Source organism: Cupriavidus sp. C3SS-1 (assembly GCF_057073755.1).
The window spans coordinates 1,919,813-1,943,926 of record NZ_CP172699.1 but is presented as its reverse complement, the minus strand read 5'-3'; the positions used below and the strand labels follow the sequence as shown (position 1 = coordinate 1,943,926).

21 protein-coding genes are annotated in these 24,114 nt (G+C 63.6%); 20 read left to right on the top strand and 1 reads right to left on the bottom strand.

Annotated elements, in window-relative coordinates; translation table 11 throughout:
• The 17 genes from ugpA to ACIGJC_RS08915 all read left to right on the top strand — a co-directional run bounded on the left by ugpA (position 1) and on the right by ACIGJC_RS08915 (position 19,169).
• Positions 1–882 (top strand): sn-glycerol-3-phosphate ABC transporter permease UgpA, encoded by an 882-nt coding sequence (gene ugpA / locus ACIGJC_RS08995; RefSeq protein ID WP_483708428.1) that lies wholly within the window; start codon positions 1–3, stop codon positions 880–882.
• Between the two features lie 15 nt (positions 883–897).
• Positions 898–1,746, top strand: coding sequence for a sn-glycerol-3-phosphate ABC transporter permease UgpE (gene ugpE / locus ACIGJC_RS08990; protein WP_483708427.1), 849 nt, complete (start codon positions 898–900; stop codon positions 1,744–1,746).
• 51 nt (positions 1,747–1,797) lie between these two features.
• Positions 1,798–2,895 carry a sn-glycerol-3-phosphate import ATP-binding protein UgpC gene (locus ACIGJC_RS08985; protein ID WP_483708426.1) on the top strand — a complete coding sequence of 366 codons (1,098 nt, stop codon included), beginning with the start codon at positions 1,798–1,800 and terminating at the stop codon, positions 2,893–2,895.
• Positions 2,896–2,897: 2 nt separating this feature from the next.
• Positions 2,898–3,662 carry a glycerophosphodiester phosphodiesterase gene (gene ugpQ / locus ACIGJC_RS08980; RefSeq protein ID WP_483708424.1) on the top strand — a complete coding sequence of 255 codons (765 nt, stop codon included), beginning with the start codon at positions 2,898–2,900 and terminating at the stop codon, positions 3,660–3,662.
• A gap of 313 nt (positions 3,663–3,975) precedes the next feature.
• Positions 3,976–6,828, top strand: coding sequence for a 2-oxoglutarate dehydrogenase E1 component (locus tag ACIGJC_RS08975; RefSeq protein WP_483708423.1), 2,853 nt, complete (start codon positions 3,976–3,978; stop codon positions 6,826–6,828).
• Between the two features lie 86 nt (positions 6,829–6,914).
• Positions 6,915–8,162 carry a 2-oxoglutarate dehydrogenase complex dihydrolipoyllysine-residue succinyltransferase gene (gene odhB, locus ACIGJC_RS08970; protein ID WP_483708422.1) on the top strand — a complete coding sequence of 416 codons (1,248 nt, stop codon included), beginning with the start codon at positions 6,915–6,917 and terminating at the stop codon, positions 8,160–8,162.
• Between the two features lie 100 nt (positions 8,163–8,262).
• Positions 8,263–9,687 (top strand): dihydrolipoyl dehydrogenase, encoded by a 1,425-nt coding sequence (gene lpdA / locus ACIGJC_RS08965; RefSeq protein WP_483708420.1) that lies wholly within the window; start codon positions 8,263–8,265, stop codon positions 9,685–9,687.
• Positions 9,688–9,839: 152 nt separating this feature from the next.
• Positions 9,840–10,937, top strand: a complete 1,098-nt coding sequence (gene zapE, locus ACIGJC_RS08960) for a cell division protein ZapE (RefSeq protein ID WP_483708419.1) — start codon at positions 9,840–9,842, stop codon at positions 10,935–10,937.
• A gap of 104 nt (positions 10,938–11,041) precedes the next feature.
• Entirely contained in the window at positions 11,042–13,606 is a 2,565-nt protein-coding gene (locus ACIGJC_RS08955; protein ID WP_483708418.1) for a heavy metal translocating P-type ATPase, read from the top strand.
• A 2-nt stretch (positions 13,607–13,608) separates the two neighbouring features.
• On the top strand, positions 13,609–13,755 hold the full coding sequence (gene ccoS / locus ACIGJC_RS08950) for a cbb3-type cytochrome oxidase assembly protein CcoS (protein WP_483708417.1): 147 nt from the start codon (positions 13,609–13,611) through the stop codon (positions 13,753–13,755).
• A 136-nt stretch (positions 13,756–13,891) separates the two neighbouring features.
• On the top strand, positions 13,892–15,340 hold the full coding sequence (gene ccoN / locus ACIGJC_RS08945; RefSeq protein WP_483708416.1) for a cytochrome-c oxidase, cbb3-type subunit I: 1,449 nt from the start codon (positions 13,892–13,894) through the stop codon (positions 15,338–15,340).
• Positions 15,341–15,358: 18 nt separating this feature from the next.
• The gene (gene ccoO, locus ACIGJC_RS08940; protein WP_483708415.1) at positions 15,359–16,021 is read left to right on the top strand and encodes a cytochrome-c oxidase, cbb3-type subunit II; all 663 of its coding nucleotides are present in this window, start codon (positions 15,359–15,361) and stop codon (positions 16,019–16,021) included.
• 3 nt (positions 16,022–16,024) lie between these two features.
• The gene (locus ACIGJC_RS08935; protein ID WP_483708413.1) at positions 16,025–16,189 is read left to right on the top strand and encodes a cbb3-type cytochrome oxidase subunit 3; all 165 of its coding nucleotides are present in this window, start codon (positions 16,025–16,027) and stop codon (positions 16,187–16,189) included.
• Between the two features lie 2 nt (positions 16,190–16,191).
• Positions 16,192–17,106 (top strand): cytochrome-c oxidase, cbb3-type subunit III, encoded by a 915-nt coding sequence (gene ccoP / locus ACIGJC_RS08930; RefSeq protein WP_483708412.1) that lies wholly within the window; start codon positions 16,192–16,194, stop codon positions 17,104–17,106.
• Between the two features lie 49 nt (positions 17,107–17,155).
• Positions 17,156–18,628, top strand: coding sequence for a cytochrome c oxidase accessory protein CcoG (gene ccoG / locus ACIGJC_RS08925; protein ID WP_483708411.1), 1,473 nt, complete (start codon positions 17,156–17,158; stop codon positions 18,626–18,628).
• A gap of 83 nt (positions 18,629–18,711) precedes the next feature.
• Positions 18,712–18,927: a FixH family protein gene (locus ACIGJC_RS08920; protein ID WP_483708410.1), complete on the top strand. Its 216-nt coding sequence runs from the start codon at positions 18,712–18,714 to the stop codon at positions 18,925–18,927.
• Positions 18,924–19,169: a hypothetical protein gene (locus ACIGJC_RS08915; protein WP_483708409.1), complete on the top strand. Its 246-nt coding sequence runs from the start codon at positions 18,924–18,926 to the stop codon at positions 19,167–19,169. Before ACIGJC_RS08920 ends, ACIGJC_RS08915 begins: the two co-directional genes overlap by 4 nt.
• A gap of 46 nt (positions 19,170–19,215) precedes the next feature.
• Here the strand turns inward: ACIGJC_RS08915 and fnr are convergent, their stop codons facing one another.
• The gene (gene fnr, locus ACIGJC_RS08910) at positions 19,216–19,941 is read right to left on the bottom strand and encodes a fumarate/nitrate reduction transcriptional regulator Fnr (protein ID WP_483708407.1); all 726 of its coding nucleotides are present in this window, start codon (positions 19,939–19,941) and stop codon (positions 19,216–19,218) included.
• 79 nt (positions 19,942–20,020) lie between these two features.
• On the opposite strand from fnr, the gene ACIGJC_RS08905 reads away from it, so the two are divergent.
• The 3 genes from ACIGJC_RS08905 (at position 20,021) to rluB (ending at position 24,014) form a co-directional block, all read left to right on the top strand.
• Positions 20,021–20,776 (top strand): sulfite exporter TauE/SafE family protein, encoded by a 756-nt coding sequence (locus ACIGJC_RS08905; protein ID WP_483708406.1) that lies wholly within the window; start codon positions 20,021–20,023, stop codon positions 20,774–20,776.
• Positions 20,777–21,318: 542 nt separating this feature from the next.
• Positions 21,319–22,191 carry an SMC-Scp complex subunit ScpB gene (scpB, locus tag ACIGJC_RS08900; protein ID WP_483708405.1) on the top strand — a complete coding sequence of 291 codons (873 nt, stop codon included), beginning with the start codon at positions 21,319–21,321 and terminating at the stop codon, positions 22,189–22,191.
• A gap of 5 nt (positions 22,192–22,196) precedes the next feature.
• Positions 22,197–24,014 carry a 23S rRNA pseudouridine(2605) synthase RluB gene (rluB, locus tag ACIGJC_RS08895; RefSeq protein ID WP_483708404.1) on the top strand — a complete coding sequence of 606 codons (1,818 nt, stop codon included), beginning with the start codon at positions 22,197–22,199 and terminating at the stop codon, positions 24,012–24,014.
• The last annotated feature ends 100 nt before the right edge of the window (positions 24,015–24,114 follow it).

The window sequence follows — 24,114 nt, the reverse complement described above, 5'->3', positions numbered from 1 at the left end:
ATGGAAAAACGCGTTGTCTTCCGTTCATCCTGGCTGCCTTATCTGCTGGTGTTGCCGCAGATGGCGGTCACGCTGATTTTTTTCTTCCTGCCTGCCGGACAAGCGCTGTACCAGTCTGTGTTCCAGCAGGACGCCTTTGGCATCGAATTGCAGTACGTCGGGCTGGACAATTTCCGGACACTGCTGAATGACGGCGAATACCTGCACTCATTGCAAGTCACCGCGGTGTTCGCGGTGGGTGTGACGCTGCTGGGTTTGTCCGTCTCGCTGCTGCTGGCTTACTTTGCCGACCGCGTCGTGCGCGGCGCGACGGGGTACAAGACGCTCCTGATCTGGCCCTATGCCGTGGCGCCCGCCGTGGCGGGCGTGCTGTGGATGTTCCTCTTCAATCCTACGCTGGGCGTCGTTTCCTACGCGCTGCATGCGGCCGGCGTGGACTGGAATTTCCTGCTCAACGCCAACCAGGCCATGCTGCTGGTCGTCATCGTCGCCGCGTGGAAGCAGATCAGCTACAACTTCCTGTTCTTCCTCGCTGGCTTGCAGAGCATTCCGAAATCGCTGATCGAGGCGGCGGCGATCGATGGCGCCGGACCGTGGCGGCGCTTCTGGTCGATCGTATTTCCGCTGTTGTCGCCGACCACTTTCTTCCTGATGGTGGTCAATGTGGTCTACGCCTTTTTCGACACCTTTGCGATCATCGATGCCGTGACGCATGGGGGGCCGGTCAATGCCACCAATACGCTGGTGTACAAGGTCTATCACGACGGCTTCCGCGGACTCGATATCGGCGGCTCGGCGGCGCAGTCAGTCGTGCTGATGGGGATCGTGATCGCGTTGACGGTCGTGCAGTTCCAGTACGTGGAACGCAAGGTGCAATACTAAAAGGCGGACTGCAAGATGGTGGAACGACGACCTTTGCTCGATGTACTTTCGCATTTGATGCTGCTGCTTGGCGTGGGCATCGTGGCGTTTCCGGTCTATGTGACCTTTGTCGCCTCGACGCTAACCGCGGACCAGGTCTTGCAGGCGCCCATGACGTTGGTGCCCGGCAGCCACTTGCTGGAAAACTACAGGACGGTCCTGGTGGATGGCGTCGGCAATGCCGCATCGCCCGTCTCCACCATGATGAAGAACAGCCTCATCATGGCGCTGGGCATCGCGCTGGGGAAGATCGCGATCTCGATCATTTCCGCGTTTGCCATCGTCTATTTCCGCTTCCCGCTGCGCAAAACGTTCTTCTGGCTGATCTTCATCACGCTGATGCTGCCGGTGGAGGTCCGCATCCTGCCCACCTACAAGGTGGTGTCGGACCTCGGCATGCTGGACAGTTACTTCGGCCTGACGATTCCCATCATCGCCTCTGCCACGGCCACGTTCCTGTTCCGGCAGTTCTTCCTGACCATTCCCGATGAGCTGGCCGAAGCCGCGCGCATCGACGGGGCGGGGCCGTTGCGCTTCTTCTGGGACGTGGTGCTGCCGCTGTCGCGCACCAGCATCGCGGCGCTTTTTGTGATCCAGTTCATCTATGGCTGGAACCAGTACCTGTGGCCACTGCTGATCACCACGCAGAAGTCGATGACGCCGGTGGTCGTGGGCGTGACGCAGATGATCTCGCGCTCCGGCGATGCCGCGACGGACTGGAACCTGGTGATGGCGACAGTGATGCTGGCCATGATCCCGCCGGCCGTGGTGGTGGTGCTGATGCAGAAGTGGTTCGTCAAGGGACTGGTCGAAACCGAGAAGTAAGCGTGACCGGGGCGCGTGACCGGGTCACGCAGGCTGCACAGGAATATAACAATGGCAAAACTGTCGCTTCGCAATGTTCAGAAGACCTATGCCGGCAATGTCAGGGTCGTGCACGGTATCGACATGGAGATCGCCGATGGCGAGTTCATCGTCATCGTAGGGCCGTCCGGTTGTGGCAAGTCGACGCTGCTGCGCATGGTGGCGGGGCTGGAGACCATAACCGGCGGCGACGTCCATATTGGCGACAGGATCGTCAACCAGCTGGAGCCGGCGGAGCGGGATATCGCCATGGTGTTCCAGAACTACGCGCTGTACCCGCATATGACCGTGTACGACAACATGGCATACGGGCTGAAGATACGCGGCATGGCGAAGGCCGAGATCGAGCAGCGCGTCAGGCACGCGGCGGGTATCCTGGAGCTGGCGCCGCTGCTGGAGCGCAGGCCCCGGCAGTTGTCCGGCGGACAGCGTCAGCGCGTGGCGATGGGGCGTGCCATCGTGCGCGAGCCGTCGGTGTTCCTGTTCGACGAGCCGTTGTCGAACCTCGATGCCAAGCTGCGCGTGCAGATGCGGCTGGAGCTCAAGGAGTTGCATCGGCGCCTGGGAACCACCAGCCTGTACGTGACGCATGACCAGGTCGAGGCCATGACGCTGGCGGACCGCATGATGGTGCTCAATGGCGGGCGGGTGGAGCAGATCGGCACGCCGCTGGAGGTCTATGCCCGCCCGGCGAGTACGTTCGTCGCTGGCTTCATCGGTTCGCCGCCGATGAATCTCGTCCCCGTCGCGCGCAACGGCGACGCGGGCGGGGCGCAGATGCGGGTCGTCGGCAAGGAGGGGAATGCCAACGGCGCAACGCTGGGCCACCTGCCCATGGGGTTGCATCTGCCCGCGGAGGCGCTGCTGGGCCTGCGGCCCGAACATATCGAGCCCTGCGCCGCGCATGAGGCGATTGCCGAGGTGGATGTGCGCGTGGTCGAGGCGCTGGGCGCCGACTCCTTTGCTTATGGATCGCTGGGTGGCCAGCCCATCGTCGTGCGGCTGGACAGCCATGCGCGGGTGCAAGCGGGAGACAGGCTGCCGGTCACATCATCGGCCGATCACCTGCATTTTTTTGACGCCCAGTCGGGCAAGCGCATCGAGGCCTGAGCATGGGCACAAGCAATTCTCCGGTCGTCACGGCGGCCAACTGGCCATACCCGCGCTACATCGCTCATCGTGGCGCCGGCAAGCTGGCGCCGGAAAACACGCTGGCGGCATTTCGCCTCGGGGCGTCGCTCGGCTACCGCATGTTCGAGTTCGACGTGAAGCTCAGTGCGGACGGCAAGCCGATCCTGATGCACGACGCGACGCTGGACCGGACGACTTCCGGTTCGGGCCGCGTCGATGGGCTGACCCTGGGCGAGCTGGCGCAGCTCGACGCCGGTGCCTGGCACAGCCCGGCCTATGCTGGCGAGCCGGTTGCGACTCTGGCTGCCGTAGCCTGCTATACGCAAGCCAACGGGCTGCACAGCAATATCGAGATCAAGCCGGTGCCGGGGCGCGAAGCGCAGACCGGCGCTGCGGTGGCGCTGGATGCCCAGGGTTTGTGGCGCGACGCCGCGGTGCCGCCGCTGCTGTCGTCATTCTCGGAAGAGGCCCTGTCTGCGGCGCGCCAGGCCGTTCCAGAGCTGCCGCGTGCGCTGTTGGTTGACACCTTGCCCCGTGACTGGCTTGAGCGTGCCAGGGCCCTCGGTTGCGTGGCGCTGGACGCCAATCACAAGGTGCTGGAGGCGCAGCTTATCGCCGCGGCGCACGCCGCAGGATTGAAAGTCCTGAGCTTTACGGTCAATGATCCCGAACGGGCCAGGGAACTGCTCGCCCGGGGGCTGGACGGGCTGATCACGGATGCGGTCGATGTCATCGCGCCGGCCTGATCATTATTGCGAAAGCGTTGTTTCCAAACCGAATTGATGCGTTACGCAGTTCCGCATCGCGAAAAGTCCACATTGCGCATAAGCAAACGTGCTATTCTTACCGCCGTGAAGACTTAGGTCCTTCCCCGCACAACTTGCCCTTTCGGGCCTTGTGACGGCACTTTCACTTCGGCGCCCTTGTGGTGCCGTTTGTCCAAGGGCCGTCCGTTGGGCTCCCAAGAGTTGTTTGCAATCCGCTAACCGGTCAAGCCGTGTCGCGGAAGGTTGAATAACCCGCTGAACTCCGGCATTCCCGGAGAAAAGTGAGCGTCCCATGATGCAGCAGTATCAGAGCAATTCGTATCTCTTCGGCGGCAACGCCCCGTACGTTGAAGAGCTGTACGAAGCCTACCTCCAGAACCCGACTTCGGTTCCCGACAACTGGCGCGCGTATTTCGACGCGATGCAGAACGTCCCCGCCGTCGACGGTTCCAATTCGCGTGACGTCCCGCACGCTCCCATCGTCGCCTCGTTCGCCGAGCGCGCCAAAGCCGGCCCCATCAAGACCATCGTTGCCTCGGCCGATTCCGACATGGGCCGCAAGCGCGTCGCTGCCACCCAGCTGATCGCCGCTTACCGCAACATTGGTACGCACTGGGCCGACCTGGACCCGCTCAAGCGCCAGGAGCGTCCGCCCCTGCCCGATCTGGACCCGGCTTTCTACGGTTTCTCCGAAGCTGATCTCGACATCGTCTTCAATGCCAGCAACACGTACTTTGGCAAGGAGTCGATGAGCCTGCGCGAGTTGCTCAACAACCTGCGCGAAACGTACTGCGGCACCATCGGCGCCGAATTCATGTATGTGAGCGACCAGGCGCAAAAGCGCTGGTGGCAGGAGCGCCTGGAATCCACGCGTTCCAAGCCGGTCTTCACGCTGGAAAAGAAGAAGCACATCCTGGACCGCCTGACCGCGGCCGAAGGCCTGGAGCGCTTCCTCCACACCAAGTACGTCGGCCAGAAGCGCTTCTCGCTGGAAGGCGGCGAAAGCTTCATCGCAGCGATGGACGAGCTGATCCAGGAAGCGGGCAGCAAGGGCGTGCAGGAAATCGTGATCGGCATGGCCCACCGCGGTCGCCTGAACGTGCTGGTCAATACGCTGGGCAAGATGCCGGCCGACCTGTTCGCCGAGTTCGAGGGCAAGCACGTCGATGACCTGCCGGCCGGTGACGTCAAGTACCACAAGGGCTTCTCGAGCGATGTCTCGACCCAGGGTGGCCCGGTTCACCTGTCGCTCGCTTTCAACCCGTCGCACCTGGAAATCGTCAACCCGGTGGTCGAAGGCTCGGCCAAGGCCCGCCAGGAGCGCCGCGGCGAAGTCGGCCACAAGGAAGTGCTGCCGGTGCAGGTGCACGGCGACGCGGCCTTCGCCGGCCAGGGCGTGGTCATGGAAACGCTGAACCTCGCGCAGACCCGCGGCTATGGCACGGGCGGCTCGATGCACATCGTCATCAACAACCAGATCGGCTTCACCACCTCCGATCCGCGCGATGCCCGTTCGACGCTGTACTGCACGGACGTGGTCAAGATGATCGAGGCCCCGGTGCTGCACGTGAACGGCGACGATCCCGAAGCCGTCGTGTACGCCATGCAGCTGGCCGTGGACTTCCGCATGGAGTTCAACAAGGATGTCGTGGTCGACATCATCTGCTTCCGCAAGCTGGGTCACAACGAGCAGGACACCCCGGCCGTCACGCAGCCGCTGATGTACAAGAAAATCAGCCAGCATCCGGGCACGCGCAAGCTGTACGCGGACAAGCTGGTCGCCCAGGGCCTGGTGCCGGCCGACTTCGGCGACGAAAAGGTCAAGGAATACCGCGCTGCAATGGACGCCGGCAAGCACACTGCCGACCCCGTCCTGTCGAACTTCAAGAACAAGTTCGCCGTGGACTGGATGCCGTTCCTGAACCGCAAGTGGACCGATGCTGCCGACACCGCCGTGCCGGTGACCGAGCTCAAGCGCCTGGCCGAACGCATCACCACCACGCCTGACACGCTGAAGCTGCACCCGCTGGTGGAGAAGGTCGTCAAGGACCGCGCCAACATGGGCCGCGGCGACCAGCCGCTGGACTGGGGCATGGGTGAACACCTGGCCTTCGCTTCGCTGGTGTCGTCGGGCTACCCGGTGCGCATCACCGGCCAGGATGCAGGCCGTGGCACCTTCACCCACCGTCACGCCGTACTGCACGACCAGGCCCGCGAACGCTGGGATGCCGGCTCGTATGTGCCGCTGCAGAACGTGTCGGAAAACCAGGCACCGTTCACGGTAATCGACTCGGTGCTGTCGGAAGAAGCCGTGCTCGGCTTCGAATACGGCTACTCGGCCGCCGAGCCGAACGCGATGGTGATCTGGGAAGCCCAGTTCGGCGACTTCGTCAACGGTGCCCAGGTGGTGATCGACCAGTTCATCTCGTCGGGCGAAGTGAAGTGGGGCCGTGCCTCGGGCCTGACGCTGATGCTGCCGCACGGCTACGAAGGCCAGGGTCCGGAACACAGCTCGGCCCGTATCGAGCGTTTCCTGCAGCTTTGCGCGGACCACAACATGCAGGTCTGCCAGCCGACCACGCCGGCACAGATCTTCCACCTGCTGCGCCGCCAGATGATCCGCCTGTTCCGCAAGCCGCTGGTGATCATGACGCCGAAGTCGCTGCTGCGTAACAAGGAAGCCGTCTCGCCGCTGTCCGACCTGGCCAAGGGCCACTTCGAAACGGTCATCCCCGACCACGAAGAGCTGAACGCCAGCAAGGTCAAGCGCGTGATCATGTGCTCGGGCAAGGTCTACTACGACCTGGTCAACTCGCGCAAGGAGCGCGAGGCGAACGACGCAGCGATCATCCGCCTGGAGCAGCTGTATCCGTTCCCGCACAAGGCGCTTGCCGCAGAGCTCAAGAAGTACCCGAACGCCACCGAAATCGTGTGGTGCCAGGACGAGCCGCAGAACCAGGGTGCCTGGTTCTTCGTGCAGCACTACATCATGGAAAACATGACGGAAGGCCAGAAGCTCGGTTATGCCGGTCGTCCCGCTTCGGCTTCGCCGGCAGTGGGCTACTACGCAAAGCACAACGAGCAACAGAAGGCGCTGCTGGATGCAGCGTTCGCCAAGCTCAAGGGCTTTGTCCTGACCAAGTAATTGTGGCAGCACGGCGGCGCTCGCAGATGACCGCCGTGTTCTTTTCTGCCTGAAGAACAAAACGCATACACGAGGAATTCACAACCATGGCTATCGTTGACGTCAAGGTTCCGCAACTGTCCGAATCGGTCGCCGAAGCGACCATGCTGAACTGGAAGAAGAAGCCCGGCGAAGCTGTCGCCCAGGACGAAATCCTGATCGAGATCGAGACCGACAAGGTCGTGCTCGAAGTGCCGGCCCCGTCCGCCGGCGTGCTGTCGCAGATCATCAAGAACGACGGCGACACCGTCGTGGCCGATGAGCTCATCGCCCAGATCGACACCGAAGCCACCGCTGGCGCCGCTGCCCCAGCAGCGGCCGCCCCGGCACCGGCCGCTGCTGCACCGGCGCCCGCCGCCGCAGCGCCCGCCGCCGGCGCAGTTGCCATGCCTTCGGCGGCCAAGCTGATGGCCGAAGCCGGCCTGTCGGCTGGCCAGGTTGCCGGCACCGGCAAGGATGGCCGCATCACCAAGGGCGACGTGCTCGGCGCCTCGGCGGCCCCGGCTCCCGCCGCCAAGGCTGCTCCGGCTCCCGCCGCTGCCAAGCCGGCGCTGCAGCAAGTCGCCGCCAACCTGGATCTCGCCGCGCTGAGCGACCGTCCGGAAGAGCGCGTGCCGATGAGCCGCCTGCGCGCCCGTATCGCCGAGCGCCTGGTGCAGTCGCAATCGACCAACGCCATCCTCACCACCTTCAATGAAGTGAACATGAAGCCGGTGATGGATTTGCGCAACAAGTACAAGGACCGCTTCGAGAAGGAACACGGCGTGAAGCTCGGCTTCATGTCGTTCTTCGTGAAGGCCGCTGTCCACGCGCTGAAGAAGTACCCGGTCATCAACGCTTCGGTGGACGGCAACGACATCGTCTATCACGGCTACTTCGACATCGGTATCGCCGTGGGTTCGCCGCGTGGCCTGGTGGTGCCGATCCTGCGCAATGCCGACCAGATGAGCCTGGCCGACATCGAGAAGAAGATTGCCGAGTACGGTGCCAAGGCCCGCGACGGCAAGCTGTCGCTGGAAGAGCTGACCGGCGGTACGTTCTCGATCTCGAACGGCGGCACCTTCGGTTCGATGCTGTCGACCCCGATCATCAACCCGCCGCAATCGGCCATCCTGGGCGTTCACGCCACCAAGGATCGCGCCGTGGTGGAAGATGGCCAGATCGTCATCCGTCCGATGAACTACCTGGCCATGTCGTATGACCACCGCATCATCGATGGCCGCGAAGCCGTTCTTGGCCTGGTGGCGATGAAGGAAGCGCTGGAAGATCCGGCCCGCCTGCTGCTGGATCTGTAAGAACCGGTCCCCCCGCGCATGGCCACCCTGGCCGCGCGGGCGCGTTCCCAGTGTTGACGGTGCGCCGGCGCGAGCTGCCGGCGTCCAGAAAGGAATCTCCATGAGCAAACAATTCGACGTGCTGGTGATCGGCGCCGGCCCCGGCGGCTATATCGCCGCCATCCGCGCAGGCCAGCTTGGCCTGAACGTGGCCTGCTGCGAAGGCAACGCCTACGACGATCCCAAGAACGAACCGCGCCTGGGCGGCACCTGCCTGAACGTGGGTTGCATTCCCTCGAAGGCGCTGCTGGCTTCCTCGGAAGAATTCGAGAACGTCCAGCACCACCTCGGCGACCACGGCATCACCGTGGGCGACGTCAAGGTTGACGTTGCCAAGATGCTCAAGCGCAAGGACGACATCGTCGGCAAGATGACCAAGGGCATCGAGTTCCTGTTCCGCAAGAACAAGGTCACGCTGCTCAAGGGCTACGGCAAGTTCGTCGGCAAGACGGCCGAGGGCTTCCAGGTCGAGATCGCAGGTGAAGTCGTGACCGCCAAGCAGGTCATCATCGCCACCGGTTCGAAGGCTCGCCACCTGCCGGGCATCGCGGTCGACAACGACCTGGTCAGCGATAACGAAGGCGCGCTCAAGTTCCCGTCCGTGCCCAAGAAGCTGGGCGTGATCGGCGCCGGCGTGATCGGCCTGGAGCTGGGCTCGGTGTGGCGCCGCCTCGGTGCCGACGTGACCGTGCTGGAAGCGCTGCCCGCGTTCCTGGGTGCCGCCGACGAAGGCGTGGCCAAGGAAGCCCAGAAGCAGCTGACCAAGCAGGGCCTGAAGTTCAGCCTCGGCGTGAAGGTGGACGAAGTGACGACCGGCAAGGCCGGCGTGACGGTCAAGTACACCGACAAGGACGGCGCTGCCCAGACCCTGGAAGTGGACCGCCTGATCGTGTCGGTCGGCCGCGTGCCGAACACCGACAACCTGGGCCTGGAGGCTATCGGCCTGGCTGCAGACCAGCGCGGCTTCATCGAGGTGGACGAGCACTGCGCCACCAAGGTGCCGGGCCTGTGGGCGATTGGTGACGTGGTGCGTGGCCCGATGCTCGCGCACAAGGCCGAGGACGAAGGCGTGGCCGTGGCCGAGCGTATCGCCGGCCAGAAGCCGCATATCGACTACAACTGCATTCCGTGGGTGATCTACACCTTCCCGGAAATCGCATGGGTCGGCAAGACCGAGGCCCAGCTCAAGGCCGAAGGCCGCGAGTTCAAGGCTGGCCAGTTCCCGTTCATGGCCAACGGCCGTGCGCTGGGCATGGGTCATCCGGAAGGCTTCGTCAAGATGCTGGCCGACGCCAAGACCGACGAGATCCTTGGCGTGCACATCGTTGCCGCCAACGCATCAGACCTGATCGCCGAAGCTGTGGTGGCGATGGAGTTCAAGGCCGCGAGTGAAGATATCGGCCGCGTCTGCCATCCGCACCCGTCGATGTCGGAAGTCATGCGCGAAGCTGCGCTGGCCGTCGACAAGCGTCAGCTCAATATGTAAGGCATCTGTCCGCATTTGCCTGAGCACCGGCGCGCCGCAACAGCGGCGCGCCGTTTTCACTTGCAAACCATGCCGGATCGAAACGACTCCGGGCATGGCCGGGGAAGGTGCGGCCGCACTTTCCGCGCGCAGTCCAGAACGAAACAGCCAGCATGAACGTCAGCGAGTATTACGAGAAGGAACTGAAGCAGCGCGGCTACCATTCCGACGAAGCGCAACTGCGCGCCGTGGCTCGCCTGCAGCAATGCTACGACGAGTGGGTGGCCTACAAGAGCCGCCGCAGCAATGCCATCCGCAAGCTGCTGGTGCACCCGGAAGTGCCCAAGGGCGTGTACATGTGGGGCGGGGTGGGGCGCGGGAAGTCCTTCCTGATGGACAGCTTCTATACGTGCGTCCCGGTGGTGCGCAAGACGCGCCTGCACTTCCACGAGTTCATGCGCGAAGTTCACCGCCAGCTGGAAGAGCTGCGCGGACGCCCCGATCCACTGGACGAACTGGCCAAGCGGATTGCCCGGCGCTACCGCCTGATCTGCTTCGATGAATTCCACGTCAATGACGTCGCCGATGCCATGATGCTGCACCGGTTGCTGCAACAGCTGTTCGAGAACGGCGTGCAGTTCGTCATGACTTCCAACTACCGGCCCGACCTGCTTTACCCGGACGGGTTGCACCGTGACCGTGTGCTGCCGGCCATCGCGTTGCTCCAGCAGAAGTTGGACGTGCTCAACGTCGATGCCGGGATCGACTATCGCAAGCGCGCGCTGGAGCAGGTGGAGGCGTATCACACGCCGCTCGATGCCAGGGCCAATTCGGCGCTCCGCGACGCCTTTACCGCCATCGCCGGCGTAGCGGACGAGTCGCCGCTCCTGCATATCGAGCATCGCGAATTGCGCGCCCTGCGCAAGGCCAATGGCGTGGTCTGGTTCGACTTTGCCACGTTGTGCGGCGGCCCGCGCTCGCAGAATGACTACCTGGAACTGGCCTCTCAGTTCCATACGGTCATTTTGTCCGATGTTCCGCGCATGACGCCGAGGATGTCGTCGGAAGCTCGCCGCTTCACATGGCTGATCGATGTGTTCTACGACCACAAGGTCAAGCTCCTGATGTCGGCCGAAGTCCCGGCGGATGAACTCTACGTCGAGGGCCAGATGGCGAATGAATTCCATCGCACGGTGTCGCGCATCATCGAGATGCAGTCCCGGGAGTACCTGGAAGCCGAGCGCAGGACCGCAGACACCTCGCTTACCTGAGCGCTGCGTTCCGGCTTTGGGAAACAAGACCGGCCGCTATTGACATATATCAAGGCCGATTTGGAGATCGGCATATACCCTCCAACGGGTAAAAAAAGATCTCCATGTCCGCCCCCAACGCCAGTCTCCTTGCCGACGCCCCGACGTCCGCTTTCCCGCCAGTTCCTGCCGGTCGCTCCGCGCCCGTGACGGCGCAGCATGCCGCCCAGCCGGCATGCTTTCATTGTGGCCAGATCGTGCCCGGTGGCCGGGAACTGTCCGAGGAGCTGGACGGCCAGCGACGCGTCTTTTGCTGCGGCGGTTGCCAGACGCTGGCACGCACGTTGCACTCGGCAGGCTTTGCGCACCTCTACGGAGACGAGGCGCGTTTTGCCAGGCCGATCGATGACGCCGCAAGGCGGGAATCTGAGCCGGTATGGGCGGCCTACGATACCCCTGAGTTGCGCAGCCAGTTCGTCCGTCCGCTTGACGGCGGTCGCGCCGAGATCACGCTGGCGCCCGAGAACATCCGCTGTGCGGCGTGTGCGTGGCTGATCGAGCAGCACCTGGGGCGCCTGCCGGGCGTGGAATCCACGATCGCCAATGTGGCGACGCGCCGCCTGGTGGTGCGCTGGCGCGAGGCCGACCAGACAGTTTCCGGCCTGCTCGCCGCGCTGGCCGATATTGGTTACGTTGCGTGGCCGTTTGAAGTCTCCCGCAGCGACCAAGCCGACCGCCGTGCCCGCCGCAGCCTGCTGATGCGCATGGCCGTGGCCATGCTTGGCATGATGCAGGTGATGATGTACGCGTGGCCCATCTATACCCACGAGGCCACCATCGATCCCGGCCAGCTGCAGTTGATGCGCTGGGCCAGCCTGGCCCTCACGCTGCCGGTCGTTTTCTATTCCGCTTCGCCGATTTTTTCCGGTGCCTGGCGCAGCCTGCGCCATTGGCACATGGGCATGGATGTGCCGGTGGCGCTTGGCGTTTCGGCAGGGTTTGTTGCCAGCACGGTAGCGACCGTCCGCGGAGTCGGGGAGGTCTACTTCGATTCGGTGACGATGTTCGTCGCCTTCCTGCTGGCTGCCCGCTATCTCGAATTGCGTGTGCGGCAGGCTTCGCGCAGCGGTGCGGAGATGCTGGCGCGGCAGTTGCCGGCTACATGTGAACGGCTTGGCGCAGGCGATCTGGTCGCGGAGCGCATACCGGTGGCGCGCCTGCGGCAGGGCGACCGTATCCGTGTCAGGGCCGGCGAAATCATTCCGGCGGACGGCACCATCGTCGCGGGCGCCAGTGAACTTGACGAATCGATGCTGACCGGCGAAAGCCGCCCGGTGCACCGCACCGTGGGCGAGGTAGCGCTGGCCGGCTGCTACAACACCGCCAGCCCGCTCGAGATCGCCGTGGACCGCGTTGGCGCGGGCACGCGCCTGGCTGAAATCGTCGCCGTGCTGGACCGTGCACTGGCGGAAAAGCCGCGGTTGGCGGCGCTTGCCGACCGAGTTGCCGGATGGTTCGTGGCCACGCTGCTGGCGCTGGCGGCGTTGACCGGGACGGTGTGGGCACTCTGGATCGATCCTTCCCGGGCCTTGCTGGTCACGGTTGCAGTGCTTGTTGTCAGCTGCCCGTGTGCGCTTTCCCTTGCGACCCCGGCGGCGCTGGCCGCCGCGGGCGCGGCGCTGTCGCGGCGCGGCTTGCTGTTGACCCGTTCGCATGCACTGGAGACGCTGGCGCGCGTGACAGACGTCGTGCTGGACAAAACGGGCACACTGACCGAAGGCTGTTTTGTCCTGACGGGACAGCAGACGCTCGGCGCCATGCCAGCCGCCCAATGTCTTGCACTGGCAGCGGTGCTGGAAGCGGGTAGCGAGCATCCGATCGGCAGGGCGCTGGTCGGCGCGGCCGGTAGGGCGGATATCGGTGGAGACAGCCCGTCAGTTACCGCCGTGCTAAATGTGCCGGGGCAGGGCGTGCAGGCCGACATTGACGGCAAGCGATTCCGGCTGGGCCGCGTCACCTTTGTCGCCGAAATCGCCAAGTCATGCGCCACGGCATCGGTACCGGACGCGGACCGCGCTCGAATTCCCGGCGCCACGCAAGTTTGGCTGGGCGCCGAAGACGGCATGCTGGCTTTATTCGAGCTGTCCGACCAGGCCCGTGAATCGACGCCGGAACTGCTTGAAGCGCTGCGCCGACAGGGTGCGCGCTGCCACCTGGTCAGCGGCGACAGCATCGAAACCGTGCAGTGGTGGGCGTCGCACTTCGGCATGGAGCGAGCCCGCGGCGCCGTATCCCCCGAAGGCAAGCGTGAATATGTCGCACGGCTCCAGCGTGAAGGGGCCGTGGTGCTGGCCGTCGGGGATGGCATCAATGACGCGCCGGTGCTGGCGCAGGCGCAGGTATCCGTTGCCATCGGCAGCGGCGCCCCGCTTGCGCAGGCGGGGGCCGACGCTGTGCTGACGCACGGAAACGTCGCGGAAATCGCTCGGGCGATCGCGCTGGCGCGGCAGACGCGCCGCGTAGTGCGGCAGAACCTTGGCTGGGCCTTCTTCTACAACGTGGTGGCCATCCCGCTGGCGGCGACGGGTTTTGTCACGGCATGGATGGCCGGCATCGGCATGTCGGTGTCCTCGCTGCTCGTGGTGGCGAACGCCTGGCGCCTGCTGCGTGCGGGCAGAAACGGAGTCTAGGAATGGAAACGCTGTACCTGCTGGTGCCCATGAGCCTGGTTCTTGTCATTGTCATCGCTGGTGCGCTCTGGTGGGCCCTGCATGCCGGCCAGTACGACGATCTCGACCGGCCCGGGGAGGCCATTTTGCTGGACAACGACAAGCCCTGAAGGGTGCCGTCGACTTGCAGTGCGGAGATAGGTTCATGGGCTCCCTGTGCAACTTGATAAAGATCAACGCGGTAAGAGCGCTCGTTCCATAAAGTCACAACGTCAATCGGTTTATCTTTCTAATGTGGGGGTCTGAATGGATGTCTCAGCCGCGTCTTCACGCGTCGACACCTTCAATTACGGCGTCGTAAGGCAGTTCGCTGTCATGACGGTAGTCTGGGGGATCGTCGGCATGGCCGTCGGCGTGCTGCTCGCAGCACAGCTGATCTGGCCGGATCTCAACTTCAACACGCCATGGCTGTCGTTCGGCCGACTGAGGCCGCTGCATACCAATGCGGTGATCTTCGCTTTCGGCGGCAGCGCGCTGTTTGCGACTTCGTACTACGTCGTGCAGCGTACCTGCCAGGCGCGCCTGTTCTGCGGTCCGCTTGCTGCCTTTACGTTCTGGGGCTGGCAACTCGTGATCGTCGCGGCGGCTATCACGCTGCCGCTGGGTATCACCAGCTCGAAGGAATACGCCGAACTGGAATGGCCGATCGACTTGCTGATCACGGCCGTCTGGGTGGCCTACGCCGTGGTCTTTTTCGGCACCATCGTCAAGCGCAAGACCCGGCATATCTACGTTGCCAACTGGTTCTTCGGCGCGTACATCCTGACGATCGCCATCCTGCACATCGTCAACAACATTGAAATGCCGGTGTCGATGTGGAAGTCCTATTCCGCCTATGCCGGCGTGCAGGACGCCATGATCCAGTGGTGGTATGGCCATAACGCCGTAGGCTTTTTCCTGACCACCAGCTTCCTGGGCATGATGTACTACTTCATCCCGAAGCAGGCGGAACGGCCAATCTATTCGTATCGCCTGTCGATCGTCCACTTCTGGGCGCTGAACTTCACGTACATGTGGGCCGGGCCCCACCACCTGCAGTACACCGCGCTGCCTGACTGGGCACAGTCGCTGGGCATGGTGTTCTCGCTGATTCTGCTGGCACCGTCCTGGGGCGGCATGATCAACGGCATCATGACGCTGTCGGGCGCCTGGCACAAGCTGCGCACCGACCCGATCCTGAAGTTCCTGGTAGTGGCGCTGTCGTTCTATGGCATGGCCACGTTCGAAGGCTCGATGATGTCGATCAAGACCGTCAACGCGCTTTCGCACTACACGGACTGGACGATTGGCCACGTGCATTCGGGCGCGCTGGGCTGGGTGGCGATGATTTCCATCGGCTCGCTTTATTACCTCATTCCTCGCCTGTTCGGCGAGAAGCAGATGTACAGCGTTCGTCTGATCGAGTGGCACTTCTGGATCGCCACCATCGGCGTGGTGCTCTATATCGCCTCGATGTGGATCGCCGGTGTGATGGAAGGTCTGATGTGGCGCGCCACGCAGCCCGACGGCACGCTGACCTACGCGTTCGTTGAAGCGGTCAAGGCCAAGTACCCGTTCTACCTGATCCGTCTGCTGGGCGGCATCTGCTTCCTGTCCGGCATGCTGCTGATGGCCTATAACGTCGCGAAAACCATCATCGGCAAGCGTGCGGTGGATGCGCCGATCCCGGCCAGCATTCCTGCCTCTGCCCACTGATCCATCAGGATAGAAACGATGTCCGAAAAACAAAGCTTCTTTTCCCACGAAACGCTGGAGAAGAACATCGGCTGGCTGATCATCTGCACGATCCTGGTGGTCAGCATTGCCGGCCTGGTGCAGATCGTGCCGCTGTTCTTCCAGCATTCCACCACCAAGCCCGATGTCGGGATCAAGCCGTATTCGCCGCTTCGGCTGATGGGCCGTGATATCTACATCCGCGAAGGCTGTGTCGGCTGCCATTCGCAGCAGGTCCGTACGCTGCAGGCCGAGACCGAGCGCTATGGCCATTTCTCGACGGCGGGTGAATCGGTCTACGACCATCCGTTCCTGTGGGGCTCCAAGCGCACCGGGCCCGACCTCGCGCGCGTCGGTGGCCGCTACTCCGATGACTGGCAACGCATTCACCTGCGCAATCCGCGCGATGTCGTGCCGGAATCGGTGATGCCGTCCTATCCGTGGCTCGAGAAGGCTCAACTGCCGACCGATGATATCCAGGCCCGCATGCGCGCACTGGTGCGACTGGGCGTGCCGTACACCGAGGCGGAAATCGCCAAGGCCCCTGAAGAGCTCAAGAACAAGAGCGAAGAGGATGCGCTGGTCGCCTACCTGCAAGGATTGGGCACCAACCGTCGCAATGTGCGCGTGGACGCAGCCGCAGCCGCGCCTGCGAAGGAGTAAGTCATGGCGATGCTGACCGCTTTTGCCACGATCGTGTCGATGGTCGTATTCCTGGGAATTTGCTGGTGGGCCTGGTCGAATGGCCGGCAAGCCGCCAACCAGGAGTCCGCCATGCTGCCGTTCGCACTGCCTGACGAGACCCACACAACATCGAGCCGGAATACCTAGTCATGAGCGATTTCTTTTCCGATTTCTGGAGCTACTACATCGCTGCCATCGCGCTCGTCGGCATCGTCTGGTGCGTGTGGCTGCTTTTTTCTCAACGCAAGGTCACAAAGGTTGCCAACGCCGGTGATGACACCGGCCATGTCTGGGACGGCGATCTGCGCGAGCTGAACAACCCGTTGCCACGCTGGTGGATGTGGATGTTCCTGCTGGCCTGCATCTTCGGCCTGGTCTACCTGGTCCTCTATCCTGGACTCGGCTCGTATGCGGGCGTGCTGAAGACTTCGACGCAAGGCGAACTGGCCGCGCATCAGCAGGCACAGGAGAAGTTGCAGCACGATGTCTACGCCAAGTACCTGAATATGGACGTCAAGCAGGTGGCGGCAGACCCGCAGGCCCGCGAGATTGGCCAGCGCCTGTTCCTGAACTACTGCGCGCAATGCCATGGCTCGGACGCACGCGGCAGCCGCGGCTTTCCGAACCTGACGGACCACGACTGGCTCTATGGCGGTGAACCCGAGACGATCCAGCAGACCATCACGAAGGGCCGCAATGGCGTGATGCCGTCGTTTGCCTCGACCATCGACGGCAAGCTCGCAGCGGATGTGGCGCAGTATGTGCGATCGCTGTCGGGCCTGTCGTTCGACCCGATCCGGGCATCGCGCGGCGAGAGCACGTTCAAGTCCACCTGTGCTGCGTGCCATGGTGCGACCGGCAAGGGCAATCAGGCACTCGGCGCGCCCAACCTGTCCGATAACGTGTGGCTGTATGGCAGTTCGGAAGGCAGTATTGTCGAGGCCATCCTGAAGGGTCACAACAACCACATGCCCGCGCACGAAGAGATCCTGACTCCCGAGCGTATCCGCATGCTGACGGCCTATGTCTGGGGGCTTTCCAATACCGGAGGCTCAGGGCAATGATCACCGACTCAGGCACGGGGTGCGCCATGGCGTCTGAAGGAGCGCGCGCATGAACGCCCCCGGGACAGAACCTCTGGCCCGCACGGCCGGCCCGCAAGGGCCGGCGTCGTCGCCTGTCGAAACCTCCGACGAAACGCTCTACGAGGTTCGACGCAAGATCTACCCGCGCTCGGTGACGGGCGCGTTCTCCAACTGGCGGGTCTGGATGGTACTCCTGACCCAGCTCATCTACTACGGCACGCCCTGGCTGCAATGGAATGGCAGACAGGCCGTGCTGTTCGACCTTGGCGCCCGCAAGTTCTATATCTTCGGACTGGTGCTTTGGCCGCAGGATGTCATCTATCTTGCCGTCCTGCTGGTGATCTCCGCGCTGGCGCTGTTCCTGTTCACGGCCATTGCGGGGCGGCTCTTCTGTGGCTACGCGTGTCCACAGACGGTCTACACCGAAATATTCATGTGGATCGAACGGCATGTCGAAGGTGACCGCTTCGCGCGGATCCGTCTGGACGGCGATCCGTGGAGTTTGCGCAAATTTCGCCTGAAGGCGACCAAGCACTCGCTGTGGCTACTGGTCGCGCTATGGACGGGCTTCACGTTCATTGGCTACTTCGCGCCGATACGCGAGCTTGGCGGTCAGGTCCTGAGCTTCTCGCTGGGGCCGTGGCAGGCGTTCTGGATGCTCTTTTACGCCTTCGCGACATGGGGCAATGCGGGCTTCATGCGCGAGCAGGTGTGCAAGTATATGTGCCCGTATGCGCGATTCCAGAGCGTGATGGTTGACCGCGACACCTACGTGGTCACCTACGACGTCGGGCGCGGCGAGCCGCGCGGGAGCCGGTCGCGCAAGGTGGATCATCATCAGGCAGGGCTTGGCGACTGCGTCAACTGCAGCATTTGCGTGCAGGTGTGTCCGACAGGCATTGATATCCGTGACGGGCTGCAGTACGAGTGCATTGGTTGCGGCGCCTGCATCGATGCCTGCAATCAGGTCATGGACAAGATGGACTACCCGCGTGGGCTGATCCGGTACACGTCCGAGAACGCCATGCGCAAGGCGCTGTCAGCCGCGGTGGCGCGCAAGCGGCTCGTGCGGCCGCGGACCATCATCTACTCGGTCATCTGGATGGTGATGGTAGCGGGTTTCGTGGTGTCGCTAGCGCTGCGCACGCCGTTGAAGGTCGACATCATCCGCGATCGCGGGGCGTTGGGGCGTGAGGTGGATGGACGCTGGATTGAGAACGTCTATCGACTGCAGCTGATCAACACCACCGAGGCACCCATGCGCATCAGCGTGCAGGCCGAAAGCGACGATCTGAAGAACCTGACGGTCGAGTACGATCCCGACGCGAAGGCCCTGGCGCCGACGTCGAACAAGCTGGTGCCGATCCGGATTCGCGTGCCGATCGACGATGCCGCGCAGGGTACGCACAAGATCAGCGTGACGGTGACAAGCGAAGGTTCGGGGCAAGGTAGTGCGCAAATCAGGCAATCTACCAGTTTCATCGTGCCGCGCAATTTGTGATGCTAAGGGCGGTGCAGCGCATCGGCGCTGCGCCGTACCAACCGCGAGCGCCTCGGTGAGGCGCCGACGAAGGAGGCAAGACGATGCAAGAAAGCAATCCGTGGTGGAAGGAGCCGTGGCCGTGGCTTCTGATGAGCGGCCCGTTGCTGGCCATAGTGGCTTGCGGCGTAACCATCTGGCTGGCTTCCACCCATCCTGACCGGCCGGTAGTCGAAGGTGTGTCCCGGCACGGCCTGGTCGTCGAGAAAGCAGAAGGGGTCCCGGGCAGTGCCAAGGCACCGCAAGCGAGGCGGCCATGAGGCTGCGCTGGCTGATGTGGGTACTGTGGCCGGCGTTCCTGATGGCCGGGGTGGCCACGGCAACCGTGTTTTCGGTGGTGGATCCCGGAGATCTGAATTTCTTCGGCCACCCGATCGAGGCCTCGCGCGAGGCCATTTATACGATCGGGTTCTTGCTGGCCTGGGTATTCTGCGCGTTGTCCAGCGGATTGACGCTCTATACCATGCCGACGAAGCTCAGCGAAACGGACGAGCTGGAGTGATTGGGCTGAAGCGGACCGTCTTGCCAGGCAAGGCGGTCAGACGGCCTCAGCAGGAGCGGCTGTAGACTTGCTTGATGCCTTCCATGTCGACGAGCTTGACGTGGCGTTGACGGATCTGGATCAGGCCCGCCTCGGCGAATCGTGAGAACAGGCGGCTGACCGTTTCGAGCTTCAATCCGAGATAGCTGCCGATTTCTTCCCGGCTCATGCGCATGACGAACTCGGTCGACGAATACCCGCGTGCGGACAGACGTTCTGACAGGTTGATCAGGAACGCGGCAAGTCGCTCTTCGGCACGCATGGACCCCAGCGTGACGAGCATGAGCTGATCATGCGATATTTCCTTCCCCATCAGTCGCAGGAACTGCTGCTGCAGCGATGGCAGATCCATGGACAGCGTCTGAAGATCGGCCATGCGTACGACGCATACTTCCGTGTCTTCAAGCGCGGTGGCATCCGAGGCGTGCTGCATTTCACCCAGGCCGTCGAGGCCGACCACTTCGCCAGGCAAATGGAAGCCGGTGATTTGCGAGCGGCCGTCTTCCGTGGTGACATGCGTCTTCAGGGTGCCGAAGCGAATGGCAAAAACCGCAGTCAGCGGATCGCCCATGCGGTACAGGGTTTCGCCCTTGTGGACACGGACGCGCTCTTGCACCAGGGTATCCATCTTTTGCAGATCCTGCTGGCTCATGCCCACCGGCAGGCACAGTTGCCCCATGCCGCAAGTGGAGCAACGGGGCGACATCTCGGTGACGGGGATGGATGTTAGCAATTGGAACCTGCAAGGAATGAGCGGCGAGGGCGCAATGCATGCATTTTAACGCGCGATGTGATGCGGTAGGGAGTTGCAATTGACTTTTGGTGTGCTTCTCAGTGTTTTCATGCTTGCCTTGCTGGGGGGCTTTCATTGCGCTGCCATGTGCGGTGGCGTTGCCCTCGCAGTCGAGCAGCGCGCCGCGGACGTGCCGATTGCCGTGGTGCGGCGCCCCCAAGACTGGCTCCTGGAGTTGCTGGTGATGCATGTGGGCAGGATTTCCACCTACATGCTGCTCGGTGCGATCCTTGGAGCGGTGGGGGCGACGGCCTGGCGCCAGGATTACCTGCCGGTTCAGCGCTGGCTATTTGGCGCCGGGAGTGCCTTGCTGCTGGTATCTGGCTGGCGCCTGCTACGCGGCGAAGCGTTTTCCATCGTGTGGCTGGAACGGTTCGGCGCGCGCGCGGGGACCGCCGTTGCCGGAAGCTTCGGCCGGCTTCGCCGCAAAACTCCGGCCACGGCGGCGAGAGGCGGTGGTCTGGTGCGCCGCTACGGCATGGGCTTGGCGTGGGGGCTCGTGCCCTGTGGCATGGTCTATGGTGCGCTTGCCCTCGCGTTACTGGCCGGTAATGCGCCCTCGGGTGCACTGGTAATGGGCGCCTTCGGGCTTGGCACGTTACCGAATTTGCTGGCGCTATCCAGCTTTTCGGGGCTGCTGCGCGCTTGGGCTCGCCGCCGTTGCGTCAGGATGGGAGCTGGATTGGCGGTCATGGTCTTCGGCGGCCTGGGAATCGGTCGAGCGGTGCTATTGCCACATTCGCTGGCCGAGCATGGTTTTTGCCTGGTGTTTTGACGCCACCGTGAAGGCGCGGGAGTGCGCGGTGGTTGCAGGCGGATGCGGGAATGCCATACAATCGCCTGCATTGCGGTATCGCGCGGCGTGTTTCCGAGCGGCGCCTGGCAGCCCTTCCAAAAAAAGGGCGTCCGGAGTTTCGGGCAAGCCGACATTTCGGCGCCGAACCCTTCCGCAGTCCATCCGGTTCATAATATCTGTTCAAAAGTCCGGCTGGCTCTGCGACCGTGGTGCGGTCATTGCTGGCCCTGATCCCGATATTCGTTTTTCTTGCGGCCCAGGCGGACGTTCGCCGGAAGCCATGTCCGCCCATGTGGGCGCGTGCAAGAGGTTCGTGCACTGGTACTTGCCGGTGACCGGGCAATCTCCTGCCGGAACACACCCGGCAAATCGAAGCAAAAGAAGGTGCACGGTCTCGAAGCGAAACGCTTTCGGGTTTGCTGCGCGATGAGATGGCGGTGGCAATCGCACCGTTAAATCCACAATGTCCAGGGCTCCGGATTCGTCCCTGAGCAGGTGCAAAGACAGGCTGCACACCCAACATGAATACCCAAGAGGCGAAGATCGTCCTCGAGACTGCGCTGATCTGTGCGCAGGAGCCCTTGCGCGTGAGCGACCTGCGCCGTCTGTTTGCAGACGATGTCGGCGCGGACACTGTTCGGGTCCTGCTTGATGAGTTGCGCCAGGACTGGCGCCAGCGTGGGGTCGAGTTGGTGGCACTGGCCAGCGGCTGGCGTTTCCAGAGCCGGCCTGAGATGCGGGAATACCTCGATCGCCTCAATCCCGAGAAGCCCCCCAAGTATTCGCGGGCCGTCATGGAAACGTTGGCGATCATTGCTTATCGTCAGCCGGTAACGCGTGGTGACATAGAGGAAATCCGTGGCGTGACGGTTAGCACGGAGGTGGTCAAGAAACTGGAAGACCGCAGCTGGATCGAGGTCATCGGCCACCGCGATGTACCGGGGCGACCGGCACTCTATGCGACCACCAAGGCATTCCTGGACGATCTGGGTTTGCGTACGCTGGACGAACTGCCTCCGCTCGAAGACGCCCAGGCGCAATCGCAGGCGGCGCTACTGGATCAGCAGGCGATCGATTTTGAAGAGATGGCAACGGCGCTGCCGGTGGCTGGCGACGAAGAGGCCTTCCCTGAGCCGGAGCCGGTTACGCCGGCCGGTGAGTCGTCCGATGCCGCCAAGCCGGCTGCTGGCGACGAACCTCCTGACGAGGCTGGGGCCGTCGCGCAGGCCAGCGCCGACGCCATGCAGGTGGCAGATCTCGCGTCGGCTGTGACCGAGGCAAATGGCTTCCATGCCGAAAGCGCGCCGGGCAACCAGGACGGCGGCAATTCATCCGGCGACGATACTGCGCCGCCGCACGCGAGCGAGCATGATGATGAGCGCGTGCCCAACTGAACAATATGCAACATCCGATAGTGAATACTTTGTCTGATTCCGTTGAACAAGACACCCGGTCAGCCGGGTCACCGGCTGCCGACGGCGCAGCAGAATCCGGGTCAGGCACCGATACGGCGCCGCGCCGGAAGGGGCTGAGACGCGGCTTGCGCAACCTGGTGGCTTCGCGCCGGCAGGGCGGGCAGGATCGAGACGGCAATCGCGCCGAAGGAGCCGAATCTGGCGCCCAGGCTGATGCTGGCGAGAGCAGGCCTGCCGGCGAACCCGGCGGGCGTGCGGCCCCGCGTGGCCGCGGCAAGCGCAAGCCGATCAGGGCGGAAAATGCGCCGGCCCGGGAAGGCGGTCAAGCTGGGCAGGAGCGCGGCGACAAGGGCGAGCAGGCGGGCCGCAAGCGCAAGCCGCAGGGCCAGCGCACTGCCCGGGCCACGCCGGAAGGCGATGTCCAGTCGGCGGGTCGGCAGCAGGGCCCGCGCAAGGGTGGTCAGTCGCAACGGAAGGGGCCGGCCGGTCCCGAGAAGGCGGGCGCGAGCAGCGAAGACCTGTTCCGCTTCGTTATCTCGGATCAGTACGACCAGGAAGACACCGTCATCCCACGCACCAAGGCTAAGCCGGTGCGCGAACTGTCCGCGGACGACGATGCGCCTAAGCTGCACAAGGTCCTGGCTGAAGGCGGCCTGGGCTCGCGCCGCGAAATGGAGGAGCTGATCCTGCAGGGCCGCGTTTCCGTCAACGGATTGCCCGCGCATATCGGCCAGCGGATCCTGCCGGCCGATCAGGTCCGGGTGAACGGCAAGCTGATTCATCGCAAGATTTCTTCCAAGCCTCCGCGCGTGCTGCTGTACCACAAGCCGGCCGGCGAGATCGTGAGCCAGTCGGATCCCGAGGGCCGCCCGACCGTGTTCGACAGCCTGCCGCGCATGAAAACCGGCAAGTGGGTCGCGGTGGGCCGCCTGGATTTCAATACCGAAGGCCTGCTGATCTTTACGACGTCGGGCGACATTGCCAATCGCTTCATGCATCCCCGCTATGGCGTGGAGCGCGAGTACGCGGTGCGTACGCTGGGTGAGCTGGCGGAAGCAGATCGCCAGCGCCTGCTCCATGGCATCAAACTCGATGACGGCGAGGCCAATTTCCTGCGCATTGCGGATGGTGGTGGCGAGGGCGTGAACCAGTGGTATCACGTGGCGCTGACCGAGGGGCGTAACCGTGAAGTGCGCCGCATGTTTGAAGCGGTGGGCCTGACGGTGTCGCGCCTGATTCGCACGCGTTACGGGCAGTTCCTGCTTCCGCGCGGCCTGAAGCGCGGGCGTTGGCAAGAGCTGGAGGCGACGGAAGTCAGGACGATGATGGATGCCATCGGCCTGAAGGTACCGGGCAGGGGTGAGCAGCAGGGTGGCAAGGGCATGACCAAGGTCGGTGGGCGCAAGCAGCGCACCGAGGCGGCAATTGCCGGCATGCCCATGCATACCGGTATGGACGGCCTGCCGCGGGTCGACAAGGGCGGTGCGGGCCGTGGCCAACCCGATCCTATGCGGACGTCGATGGGCTATATCAGCCATGGTCCCACCGTGCTGACGTCGCACGCCGCTAATCTGGGTGGCGGGCGCGGACAGGGTGGCGGACGCGCTGGCGGCGGGCGCGGCGGTGCGGGTGGCGCGGGCCTTGGTGGCCAGGGCCGGCCTCAGCGCCGCGGCGGCGATGTCAACGGCAATGTGATGCCGAAGGCTGCAAAGGGCGGCGGCAATCGCTCGGGCCGCGGCAAGGGCGGTGGCGCCGGCGGTGCTGGCGGCGGCAACCGGGGCGGTAACCGAGGTAACCGCTAAGCGGCAGCCCCGGCGGCCATTCACTGCCGGGGCCTGATCAGGCGCCGATACATGCCCTTTTGCCTTTTGGACATAATCTGCGTATAATTAAAGTCTATTC

Bases quoted from the DNA above. Each gene is read 5' to 3' on its own strand.
- ugpA (WP_483708428.1), top strand. From the start codon at position 1: ATGGAAAAACGCGTTGTCTTCCGTTCATCCTGGCTGCCTTATCTGCTG.
- ugpE (WP_483708427.1), top strand. From the start codon at position 898: ATGGTGGAACGACGACCTTTGCTCGATGTACTTTCGCATTTGATGCTG.
- ACIGJC_RS08985 (WP_483708426.1), top strand. From the start codon at position 1,798: ATGGCAAAACTGTCGCTTCGCAATGTTCAGAAGACCTATGCCGGCAAT.
- ugpQ (WP_483708424.1), top strand. From the start codon at position 2,898: ATGGGCACAAGCAATTCTCCGGTCGTCACGGCGGCCAACTGGCCATAC.
- ACIGJC_RS08975 (WP_483708423.1), top strand. From the start codon at position 3,976: ATGATGCAGCAGTATCAGAGCAATTCGTATCTCTTCGGCGGCAACGCC.
- odhB (WP_483708422.1), top strand. From the start codon at position 6,915: ATGGCTATCGTTGACGTCAAGGTTCCGCAACTGTCCGAATCGGTCGCC.
- lpdA (WP_483708420.1), top strand. From the start codon at position 8,263: ATGAGCAAACAATTCGACGTGCTGGTGATCGGCGCCGGCCCCGGCGGC.
- zapE (WP_483708419.1), top strand. From the start codon at position 9,840: ATGAACGTCAGCGAGTATTACGAGAAGGAACTGAAGCAGCGCGGCTAC.
- ACIGJC_RS08955 (WP_483708418.1), top strand. From the start codon at position 11,042: ATGTCCGCCCCCAACGCCAGTCTCCTTGCCGACGCCCCGACGTCCGCT.
- ccoS (WP_483708417.1), top strand. From the start codon at position 13,609: ATGGAAACGCTGTACCTGCTGGTGCCCATGAGCCTGGTTCTTGTCATT.
- ccoN (WP_483708416.1), top strand. From the start codon at position 13,892: ATGGATGTCTCAGCCGCGTCTTCACGCGTCGACACCTTCAATTACGGC.
- ccoO (WP_483708415.1), top strand. From the start codon at position 15,359: ATGTCCGAAAAACAAAGCTTCTTTTCCCACGAAACGCTGGAGAAGAAC.
- ACIGJC_RS08935 (WP_483708413.1), top strand. From the start codon at position 16,025: ATGGCGATGCTGACCGCTTTTGCCACGATCGTGTCGATGGTCGTATTC.
- ccoP (WP_483708412.1), top strand. From the start codon at position 16,192: ATGAGCGATTTCTTTTCCGATTTCTGGAGCTACTACATCGCTGCCATC.
- ccoG (WP_483708411.1), top strand. From the start codon at position 17,156: ATGAACGCCCCCGGGACAGAACCTCTGGCCCGCACGGCCGGCCCGCAA.
- ACIGJC_RS08920 (WP_483708410.1), top strand. From the start codon at position 18,712: ATGCAAGAAAGCAATCCGTGGTGGAAGGAGCCGTGGCCGTGGCTTCTG.
- ACIGJC_RS08915 (WP_483708409.1), top strand. From the start codon at position 18,924: ATGAGGCTGCGCTGGCTGATGTGGGTACTGTGGCCGGCGTTCCTGATG.
- scpB (WP_483708405.1), top strand. From the start codon at position 21,319: ATGAATACCCAAGAGGCGAAGATCGTCCTCGAGACTGCGCTGATCTGT.
- rluB (WP_483708404.1), top strand. From the start codon at position 22,197: ATGCAACATCCGATAGTGAATACTTTGTCTGATTCCGTTGAACAAGAC.